General features: G+C 61.0%; 14 protein-coding genes and 1 tRNA gene. 6 read left to right on the top strand and 9 right to left on the bottom strand.

What is annotated here, in order from left to right; all coding sequences use genetic code 11:
- Positions 1-7: 7 nt before the first annotated feature.
- From ACNFBR_RS07380 to ACNFBR_RS07370, 3 genes are all read right to left on the bottom strand, one after another.
- Positions 8-1,453: an ATPase domain-containing protein gene (locus tag ACNFBR_RS07380; RefSeq protein ID WP_416734290.1), complete on the bottom strand. Its 1,446-nt coding sequence runs from the start codon at positions 1,451-1,453 to the stop codon at positions 8-10.
- 5 nt (positions 1,454-1,458) lie between these two features.
- Positions 1,459-2,619: a two-component system sensor histidine kinase NtrB gene (locus ACNFBR_RS07375; protein ID WP_416734289.1), complete on the bottom strand. Its 1,161-nt coding sequence runs from the start codon at positions 2,617-2,619 to the stop codon at positions 1,459-1,461.
- A gap of 84 nt (positions 2,620-2,703) precedes the next feature.
- Complete coding sequence (locus tag ACNFBR_RS07370; protein ID WP_416734288.1) at positions 2,704-2,979, bottom strand: hypothetical protein; 276 nt, start codon at positions 2,977-2,979, stop codon at positions 2,704-2,706.
- A gap of 202 nt (positions 2,980-3,181) precedes the next feature.
- On the opposite strand from ACNFBR_RS07370, the gene ACNFBR_RS07365 reads away from it, so the two are divergent.
- Together ACNFBR_RS07365 and ACNFBR_RS07360 are read left to right on the top strand one after the other, a co-directional pair.
- Positions 3,182-3,266, top strand: a tRNA-Leu gene (locus ACNFBR_RS07365).
- A 103-nt stretch (positions 3,267-3,369) separates the two neighbouring features.
- Positions 3,370-3,783, top strand: coding sequence for a DoxX family protein (locus ACNFBR_RS07360; protein ID WP_416734287.1), 414 nt, complete (start codon positions 3,370-3,372; stop codon positions 3,781-3,783).
- Between the two features lies 1 nt (position 3,784).
- Here ACNFBR_RS07360 and ACNFBR_RS07355 read toward each other — a convergent pair whose 3' ends face one another.
- Positions 3,785-3,982, bottom strand: a complete 198-nt coding sequence (locus ACNFBR_RS07355) for a hypothetical protein (protein ID WP_416734286.1) — start codon at positions 3,980-3,982, stop codon at positions 3,785-3,787.
- A gap of 439 nt (positions 3,983-4,421) precedes the next feature.
- Between ACNFBR_RS07355 and adhP the strand changes: the two genes are divergently transcribed.
- The 4 genes from adhP (at position 4,422) to ACNFBR_RS07335 (ending at position 6,830) form a co-directional block, all read left to right on the top strand.
- Complete coding sequence (adhP, locus tag ACNFBR_RS07350; RefSeq protein ID WP_012273161.1) at positions 4,422-5,432, top strand: alcohol dehydrogenase AdhP; 1,011 nt, start codon at positions 4,422-4,424, stop codon at positions 5,430-5,432.
- A gap of 91 nt (positions 5,433-5,523) precedes the next feature.
- Positions 5,524-5,730, top strand: coding sequence for a DUF6434 domain-containing protein (locus ACNFBR_RS07345; RefSeq protein ID WP_416734285.1), 207 nt, complete (start codon positions 5,524-5,526; stop codon positions 5,728-5,730).
- Between the two features lie 194 nt (positions 5,731-5,924).
- Positions 5,925-6,161, top strand: coding sequence for a hypothetical protein (locus ACNFBR_RS07340; protein ID WP_416734284.1), 237 nt, complete (start codon positions 5,925-5,927; stop codon positions 6,159-6,161).
- Positions 6,162-6,548: 387 nt separating this feature from the next.
- Complete coding sequence (locus ACNFBR_RS07335) at positions 6,549-6,830, top strand: hypothetical protein (RefSeq protein WP_416734283.1); 282 nt, start codon at positions 6,549-6,551, stop codon at positions 6,828-6,830.
- Here ACNFBR_RS07335 and ACNFBR_RS07330 read toward each other — a convergent pair.
- From ACNFBR_RS07330 to ACNFBR_RS07310, 5 genes are all read right to left on the bottom strand, one after another.
- Entirely contained in the window at positions 6,820-7,332 is a 513-nt protein-coding gene (locus tag ACNFBR_RS07330; RefSeq protein WP_416734282.1) for a DUF2514 domain-containing protein, read from the bottom strand. The genes ACNFBR_RS07335 and ACNFBR_RS07330 overlap by 11 nt on opposite strands.
- Positions 7,329-7,760 carry a lysozyme gene (locus ACNFBR_RS07325; protein ID WP_416734281.1) on the bottom strand — a complete coding sequence of 144 codons (432 nt, stop codon included), beginning with the start codon at positions 7,758-7,760 and terminating at the stop codon, positions 7,329-7,331. The genes ACNFBR_RS07330 and ACNFBR_RS07325 overlap by 4 nt, the downstream gene beginning before the upstream one ends.
- Before the next feature lie 59 nt (positions 7,761-7,819).
- On the bottom strand, positions 7,820-8,050 hold the full coding sequence (locus ACNFBR_RS07320) for a hypothetical protein (protein ID WP_416734280.1): 231 nt from the start codon (positions 8,048-8,050) through the stop codon (positions 7,820-7,822).
- A 61-nt stretch (positions 8,051-8,111) separates the two neighbouring features.
- Positions 8,112-8,567, bottom strand: coding sequence for a tail fiber assembly protein (locus ACNFBR_RS07315; RefSeq protein WP_416734279.1), 456 nt, complete (start codon positions 8,565-8,567; stop codon positions 8,112-8,114).
- 10 nt (positions 8,568-8,577) lie between these two features.
- Positions 8,578-9,078: a hypothetical protein gene (locus ACNFBR_RS07310; protein ID WP_416734278.1), complete on the bottom strand. Its 501-nt coding sequence runs from the start codon at positions 9,076-9,078 to the stop codon at positions 8,578-8,580.
- Position 9,079 lies beyond the last annotated feature (1 nt).

Here is a 9,079-nt window from a genome sequence, read left to right as displayed (position 1 = left end):
AGGCCCGTCACCCACTCCCCTGCGGCATCGGCGTTCCCGAGAGCACGCCACAGGCGCCTTCGAACGCCTTGCGCAAGCTAATGCCCTGCGGCCCGATCAGCAACTCGTGCAAGGCAGGGTCATGGTGGCTGTCACGCACCTTGAGGATCGACAGCATGCGCCGTAGTTGCGAATCCAGCTCGACAAAGCGCATCAGCATCAGGTTGTCGACGATGCTCGACAGGTCCGGCGCCGGGGCGCTGATTTCCGAGCCGAAGATGTCGCGCATTTCCCAGGTGAGCATCACACTGACATCACGCGCGCGCAGCTCACCCGCCAACGCGCGGAAAAACGCATTGAGCCGGGTCGGGTCGATGGCCAGGCGGCTGAACGCACCCAGGCTGTCGATCAGTACACGCTTGCTGCCCTGTGCCGCCACACGCTCAAGCAGCCGCGCGCCGACCTGGTCCAACAAGCCCTCGGTTGTCGGCTGCCAGCACAGCTGCAAGCTACCGCTCTGCTCCATCGCGGCAAAATCATGGCCTAGCGACGCGGCCTTGCTGCGCAGGCGTTCAGGTGTTTCGTAAAAGCCAAAATGCAACCCCGGCGACTGCGGGGTGCTCGCCCCCAGAAAGGCCAGGCCCAATGACGTCTTGCCGATACCTGAAGGCCCGATCAACAGGCTAACCGAACCCGTCGCCAAGCCGCCGCCAAGCATCTCATCGAAGGTTGGCACCCCGCTGCTGATGCGCGCCAAAGTGGCGCTGCCCAACTGACTAGGGTGGCTGAACAACGCCTCCAGACGCGGGTAGACGTGCATGCCGGCTTCGTCGATGAGGCATTCGTGGCGCCCCGACAACGCCGCACTGCCGCGGGTCTTGCGCAACTGGACATGGCGCACTGCGCGGCTGCCCACCAGTTGCTCGCCCAGTTCGATCACACCATCGACCATGGTGTGCTCCGGGCTGCCCTCGTCCAGCCGGGCACTGGTCAGCAGCAGCACGGTGCAGCCGGCGAAGGCCGCATGGCCCTGCAGCTCAGAGACGAACTTTTTGGTGTCCAACGCAGTTTCGGCTCGTACGCGGGCATTGAGTACGCCGTCGACGATCAGCAGGCTGGCCTGCTGCCGGGCAATTTCCTGACGCAGCAAGCGCACCACGGCGTCCAGCCCGTCCTGCTCGAGGGTGTCGAAAGCGCTGACGAACTGAATGGGGTCACCCACCAACGCCGGGTCGAAGAAGTCCAGGGTGGACAAGTACTGGAACAAGCGCTCATGCGACTCGCTCAACAAGGTGGCCACCAGCACCCGACCACCGCCACGCACATGGTTGCAGGCCAGTTGGTTGGCGAGGATGGTCTTGCCGGCACCCGGCGGCCCTTGGATGATGTAGGAGGCACCGGCCACCAGGCCGCCCTTGAGCAACGCGTCGAGCCCGTCGATCCCCGTTACCAGCCGCCTGAGTGCCTGTGCCATGTTGTCTACCTGTCGAGTGGGCTATCCGTCTGGTCCTGATACATTGGCAAGTACAATTGCATGCAAGTTCCCCGACCAGGCTCGCTGTCGACACAAATAGCACCGCCACTCTGCCGGGCGAAGCCATACACCTGGCTAAGCCCCAGGCCAGTACCCTTGCCGAACGGCTTGGTGGTGAAGAACGGCTCGAAGATGCGTGGCAGCACCTCCGCCGATATGCCTTCGCCGCTGTCTTCCACCTTGAAGCGCACGAAGTTGCCATGCAACGCTTCAACTTCGCCGGCCAGCGCCACTACATCGACCGTCAAGCCGATCCGACCATCGCCTGCGATGGCGTCGCGGGCATTGAACAGCAAGTTGAGCAAGACCATTTGCAGTTGCCCGGCATCCACCTCGATCAGCGGCAAGTCCGGTTGTAGCAGTACGTTCAGTTCGATCGAGCCTGGAAGCGCATGTTCAAGCAGGCCACGGGTAGCGGTAACCAGGTCCGCAGGTGCAACGCTGGCCACATCCAGCTTGCGGTGGCGGGCAAAGCTGAGCAGTTGCTGGGTCAGTTCGGTGCCGCGCTGGCTGGCATCGAGGATGTGCTGCAGCATGCGCTGGGCGCGTGCCGGGTCCTGGGTGGCCAGCGCCAGGCGTGCCGAACTGATGATGATGGTCAGCATGTTGTTGAAGTCATGCGCCAGGCCACCAGTCAACTGGCCGAGGGCTTCAAGCTTCTGCGCCTGGAACAGCTGAGCGCGCACCGCGTCCAGCTGCAGCGCCGACTCTCGGCGATCAGTAATGTCGCGGGTCACTTTGGCCAGGCCGACGATCTGGCCGTTGTCATCGCGGATCACATCCAGCGCAGCCAAGGCCCAGAACTGCGTGCCGTCCTTGCGCACCCGCCAACCTTCATCTTGCGCCACGCCCTGCTCCAGCGCCTGGCGTAGCAGGCGCTCGGGGCGCCCATCAGCGCAATCCTGCGGGGTGAAGAACAATGAAAAATGCTTGCCGATCACTTCATCGGCACGGTAGCCCTTGATCCTTTGCGCGCCGGCGTTCCACGACACCACATGGCCAGAAGGGTCGAGCATGTAGATGGCGTAATCCACCACCGACTGAACCAACTGTTCATAGCGGTGGGCAGGCATGACGGGATGGTCGAGGCAGTCGGCTGAAACCATGCAAACTCCACTGGCACAGCAGGGGGAACAAAATGAGATTAGCCCAGCGTACCCATCGATGAGCCACCGTGCGACAACAGGTGATCAGCGTTCCGGTTCAACCAGCACCGGGCTGATCCGCCGCGGCATGGCCACCCTCAGCAACCACAGGCCGACCAGCATGATCAGGCTACCGCTGGCCAGGGCCAGGATACGCTGCTGCTGAGCGTGCTCGGCATCGAAGCCCAGCAACAACAGATAACCGCCCAGGCTGATCAGGCTGAGGTAAAGAAACGCCCCCAGCACCACCACCAGGGCGAACAACAGCCGCCAGAATAACCGTGGACGCACGATTCGCTCGCCAACTCGGCCCTGAGTCATCGCTGAACACTCTTGGATCCAATAGAAGGAGGAACAGTGGCGTAATGACAGCAAGGTGTCAATTGCCCATTCGATCGACCCTTCTGTCTGTAGATCATAGGTGCTGCAGTTGACTCAACTATAACGATGGGTTATAAAGCGCGCTTGATTGCGAAGCCCTTCTGCTTAGAAGCGAGCCGGTCGTTGCGACCCCTTCAAACGTGCGAGTGTGGTGGAATTGGTATACACAGCAGACTTAAAATCTGTCGGCGTGAGCCTTGCGGGTTCGAGTCCCGCCACTCGCACCAAACTTCGTTGAAAAGGCGCCCTTGCGGCGCCTTTTTGCTGCCTGCCGGCAATGTCTTGCGCAGCTGCTAGAGTGGAGCTTGTACCCTCCACTGGAACGCCACCATGCGCTACTCCCTGTTCGATGGTCAACGCGACATCATCATCCTGCTCGCCCGCGTACTGCTGATGATCCTCTTCGTCTTGTCTGGCTGGGCCAAGCTGACTGGCTTCGATGGCACAGTTGGCTACATGACCTCGCTGGGCGCCCCTGCTCCGATGCTGGCGGCAGCGATTGCCGTGATCATGGAGTTCGTCGTCGCCATCCTGCTGATCCTCGGCTTCTACACCCGGCCGCTGGCGTTTCTGTTCGCGCTGTTCGTGCTGGGCACGGCGCTGCTCGGCCACCCCTTCTGGAACATGGTCGACCCCGAGCGCAGCGCCAACATGACCCAGTTTCTGAAAAACCTCAGCATCATGGGTGGCCTGCTGCTGCTCGCCGTGAGTGGCCCAGGGCGTTTCTCGGTGGACGGTCGCTGAATCAGTCGTCTTCGCAATCATCGAACCAGGCTGGGTGATCGCGCTCCTCGTCATCGAGGTCATCCAGCGTTTCCTCGTCTTCCTCCACCTCATCCTCGGCGCCCTGGGCATCGGCCTCAAGCTCCATGTCGTCGTAGAGAAATTCGTGGTCAAGCAGGTGATCGTGCTCGGGTTCGTGCAGGTCGTCTTCGTCTTGCATGCTGGCTCCTGGGCTAATGGCAGGCCTATATAGGCCGATCAGGATGCTGGGTCAATGCGTTGCAGCTTAATCTTGGGTTAACCGGCCTGGTTCAGTGTGCAGGTTCTCCCTTCAAACGTCTTTGCCCGCCTTTCATGGCGGGCTTTTTTTTTGGCAAAGCAAACTTCGCCCCGGAGGATGACAGCCTCATGACCTGAACTTCACGAAATCTCGACATACGGATGGGCACACTGACCCTGCTCCGTACGTTCTTGCAGCCCGCCGCATCATTGCCGCGGGCTTTTCTTTTTGGCGAGGGGCCTGCGGCACCCTGCGCAACCGCCGCCTGGCCAAGGCAACTACCCCTTCCTATGACCTGAAGCAGTTTTACCTGGCCAGGCAACGTCTATGCTGTCCCAGCGATAACCCAAGCTCACATCGGATAGACACGGAGGCTCTTATGAAAGCTGCTGTTGTTGCGCCAGGCCGTCGCGTGGACGTGGTCGAGAAAACCCTGCGCCCCCTCCAGCACGGCGAAGCGCTGCTGAAGATGCAATGCTGCGGTGTGTGCCACACCGACCTGCACGTGAAAAATGGCGACTTCGGTGACAAGACCGGTGTCGTGCTCGGCCACGAAGGCATCGGTGTGGTCCAGGAAGTTGGCCCCGGCGTCACCTCGCTCAAGCCAGGCGACCGTGCCAGCGTTGCCTGGTTCTACCAGGGTTGCGGCCACTGCGAGTATTGCAACAGCGGCAACGAAACCCTCTGCCGCGAAGTGAAGAACTCCGGCTACACCGTCGACGGCGGCATGGCCGAGGCCTGCATCGTCCAGGCCGACTACTCGGTCAAAGTACCCGACGGCCTCGACTCCGCTGCCGCCAGCAGCATTACCTGCGCCGGCGTCACGACCTACAAGGCGGTGAAAATCTCCAACATCCGCCCCGGCCAATGGATCGCCATCTATGGCCTCGGCGGCCTGGGCAACCTGGCCCTGCAATATGCCAAGAACGTATTCAACGCCAAAGTGATCGCCATCGACGTCAACGAAGAGCAACTGCGCTTCGCCAGCGAGATGGGCGCGGACCTGGTCGTCAACCCGCTCAACGAAGACGCCGCGAAGGTCATCCAGGCCAAGACCGGCGGCGCCCATGCTGCGGTGGTTACCGCCGTGGCCAAAGGCGCGTTCAACTCCGCCGTCGATGCCTTGCGCGCTGGCGGGCGACTGGTTGCCGTCGGGCTGCCGTCGGAGTCCATGGACCTGAATATTCCGCGCCTGGTGCTGGACGGGATCGAGGTGGTGGGCTCGCTGGTAGGCACTCGTCAGGACCTGCAGGAAGCCTTCCAGTTTGCAGCTGAAGGCAAAGTGGTGCCCAAGGTAACCCTGCGGCCGATCGAGGATATCAACCAGATCTTTGACGAGATGCTGGAGGGCAAGATCAAAGGCCGCATGGTGATCCAGTTCGAGGGTTGATCGCCTGAAGGCAGATCATTTCGTATGACCGCAAAGCCCGTGGATGATCATCTACGGGCTTTTTACCTTCTCGATCGCCAAGGAACAGGCCATGAGCTTCGACTGGCACGCCGGGCCGATAACCCGCAGCACTGCACTGGACAAGCATTACCGCAACACGCAAAAGGTGCGTCAGTTTCTACTCGGCGAGTGCGGGGCGGCATTTAAGTTCGACCGTGCCTTCATGGCCTGGATCAAGAGTGGCACACCGTCCACCATGGGCGACGTGGCGGACGAATGGCTGCGAAGGTATCGATGACACGCTGTGTCTGATTTCTGTAGGCAGGTCTGTGCTGCAGCCGCTTCTTTCAGCGTCTTGCGCAACGATTCAACCATGCTGGAATAATCCATTCCTGACTCCCTCGCTGGTGGAATTGGCTTGAGTTCAACTTTAGCTTGGGAACATTTCAGTATTTCATGCAGTGTCGAGCCCGTGTATTTGAGGAGGTAGGCATGTCCATTCGAAGCTTGGCGAAGCACTTGCCGCCGGATCCTTCGAGGGAAGGCTGGGTAATGGGATGGGGCGTGCTAAGAGACCGACATCCATGGCATTTCGTCGACGTTTATGCCGACCAGAAGACGGCCAAGGCGGAGGCCGCGCGCCGAGGTGATGGCTATGTCGTAGAGTTTGGCTCGCACCGCCTGGGGTCGCGTGATTTCGTTTGCGGTGTGGCCTTGCCTGAAGGCTAGCGCTCGAGTGAAAACCATCCGGGTTTTCTGCGCACAAAGAAAAACCCCGCAGACGTTAATCTGCGGGGCTTTCGAATGGTGGAGGCCGAGGTCGGAATCGAACCGGCGTAGACGGATTTGCAATCCGATAGAAGAAAGGCCGCGTCATGCGGCCTTGGCTAGAAAATCAGTTCCAAAACAAATCGAGACTCACGAGCCTGAAAGCCGCATTCTACAAGGGTCGCAGATTCAGTTTTGGAACCGATTTTCGTCCTGTTTTACCCCCTCCCCCGGCGTTCTGCCGACTCACATTAAGCCCCCCCTTTTGCACCATCTCGTCGCCCTGGGCTTGGCCTGCAGCTCCTGCGCAGATACTGTATACACATACAGCATTAGCGCAGGTGCACCATGAACATCGACACAACCGGCTTCGAGCACGGCATGCCGACCCAGGTCGAAATGCTCGAGCAGCAATCCCACCTCCTGATGGCCGAGAACGACGACCTTAGGCTCAAGCTCGCCCAGGCACAGGCCAACATCACCAAGCTGGTCGATATCAACCAGGGGCTGAACATGCAGGTGGCCGCCGAGGCGCTGCGGGCCAACGGCACACACGTGCGCCTGGTTCAAATCGGCAACCGCCTGCGCTGCAACCATGGGATCGACATCACCCACTGGTTTACCGACTGACCTGAGCCGGTGGCGTCAGGGCGTCGTACTCGCGCTCGCACTGCTGGCCGGCAATCCTGGCTCGGTCAAGCGCTGTCGCCAGTTCTCCCGTTCGTTTATCAGACCGTGCGAGCAGGTCGGAGAGCACCATGGCGGCGCGGGTGGCTGCCTGGCCTCGGGCGATAGCGGCGGTATCCGTGCTGGGGCAACTGACGGCGGCGGCGAACTGAGTGGCGTCACTGCGCAGCCGCTGGCCAGAAGCATCGGCGTCAGCAGCGCCAGCATCAGCAATCGTTCTTTCTTCATACCCTTTTACCCTCGCCTCTTGCTGCGCGTCTGCGCTCCGGTGTTCTTCCTGGCGCGCCGATCGTTCGCCGATAACCTCGGCCAGGCGATCGCCACTGTCTCGCTGTGCTGACACCTTGCCTGCCTTGGCAAGCTCCACTGACCGTCCGTGCTCGTAGGCCGTCCAATGCGTGGCCAGCAGAATGGCCAGAGCACCCGCACATACCCAGCCGTTCACACCGACTCCAGAAACAAATCCCGCTCAGCGGCACGCCGGCGCACCAGGCCAGCCAGAACCTGCCCGCCAGCCTTGTTCCAGCGAGGGAACTGCTCGGCAGCGGCTGCGTAGTTGCCGGTGTTGAGCAGTCGGCGGAGCGTGGATGATTCGAGATTGGCCGCCCCGAGGTTGTAGGTGAAGCACACCAGGGCGTCCCACTGGTTTTGGTTAAGCGGCGCAGTGACCAGGCGCTCCACCTCGGGCTCGAAGCGCTGCACGTCGTTCAACAGCATGCGCTCGGCCTGCTCCTTGCTGACCTTCATGCCGACCTTCACGCCCCGGGTGGTGCCATAGCCGATGGTCCAGACCCCGACTGAATCCTGATAGGCCTGCAGGCGCAGCCCCTCGAACGACTTGATGAGGCTCAAGCCGCGTTGCGATGTACGCATTGGGTTTTCTCCAGACAAAAAAAGCCCGCACTGGGCGGGCTTGGAGTGATTGCAGGGGATTAAGCGGCGGGCTCTTCAGGCGACGGCTCGGCCACGGGCTCCGCCGGCTCCTTTGCGGTGATCGAGACCTTGGCGCTGTACTCCTTCAGCACCTGGGCAGTGAACACCTGCGCGGAGGGGAACTGGTTCAGGATCGCGCGAGCGCGGGCGTCCGCTTCCTCCGGGGTGGCGAAGCGAGTGTTGTTCTCAGCGTCGTAGGCGTTGCTGAGGTTGATGGCGACGTATGGCATAAGTTTTCTCCAGGCAAAAAAATACCGCCAGGCGGCGGTTGGGTTTGGGTGTTGCTGCGAGTTAGGCAGGTGGCGCCGGCCAGTCGATTTCAGTTGGCCAGCCGGCATGCTCTGGCAATCGGCTGAGGGCTACTCGATAGCGCTTCCAGGCCTTGAGCATTTCGACTTCCTCGCCGGTGGCTTCTTCCAGGTCCACCGCATCCTGTAGCGGCGCGATGGCGTAATCAGCCGTTTGGCGCAGCGCTGCTGCCTGCTGCGTCACCTCGCGCAGCTGCATGGCCGGGCGCAGCGCATCAACCTCAACGGAGGTTGCGAAACGCCACCCCGGGACAACGCCTGAGGACAGGATCAGGTCGACACCATTCGTCCAATAAGCCGGCTCCGGGTTTAGGTGGCGGCTGATCTCCTGCGGGCTCATGGCGCGCAGGCCTGCCGGGATAAAATCGTCTTGACTGCCGTCTTCCTCGAAAGCAAAGACCTGGCCAGTAAGATCATTGACTAAATATTTATGGCTCATGCCCGGATCCTCAGGTTGAGAGTTCTCGCCAGTAAAGAACGGGGGCGGTGCCGTTCAGAACCGAAACGTTATAAGTTGCACCCGGGGGCACAATAATGGTCTGAGACGCAATGTATTGTCCTGATGCGTACGAATAACTTCCGATTCCTGCCACCGCACCATCAACCGCAACCTGATAGCCAACGCCACCACCATTCGCTGGCCCGCCAAAAACAGAGACCTGAATGGGTTTTCCGGTGGTGTTGGTGTAGGTGGTGCTCAAAGAGCGCGACACTGCTTTCCAGGTCTGCCCGACGCCGATATCACCGATGCCCAAGGCGGCCTTGGCAGCGGCCGCAGTAGTGCCGCCGGTCCCGCCTTTTGCAATCGGAAGCGCTGCAGGAAGAGCGTTACCCCCGAGCGCTGCGTAAATCTCATCGAAGTTCGCAATCGCCTTCAGCCAGGCGCTTCGACGGTCATCTCCGCCGGCGCCGTTGGGCGACGAGCCGAGGTTGATTACCTGTTTGGTCATG

It is taken from the genome of Pseudomonas sp. NY11955 (assembly GCF_048068035.1).
In the GTDB taxonomy this organism is placed as follows: domain Bacteria; phylum Pseudomonadota; class Gammaproteobacteria; order Pseudomonadales; family Pseudomonadaceae; genus Aquipseudomonas.
The sequence above is the reverse complement of the archived record's forward strand: the minus strand, read 5'-3'. Positions and strand labels throughout refer to the sequence as shown.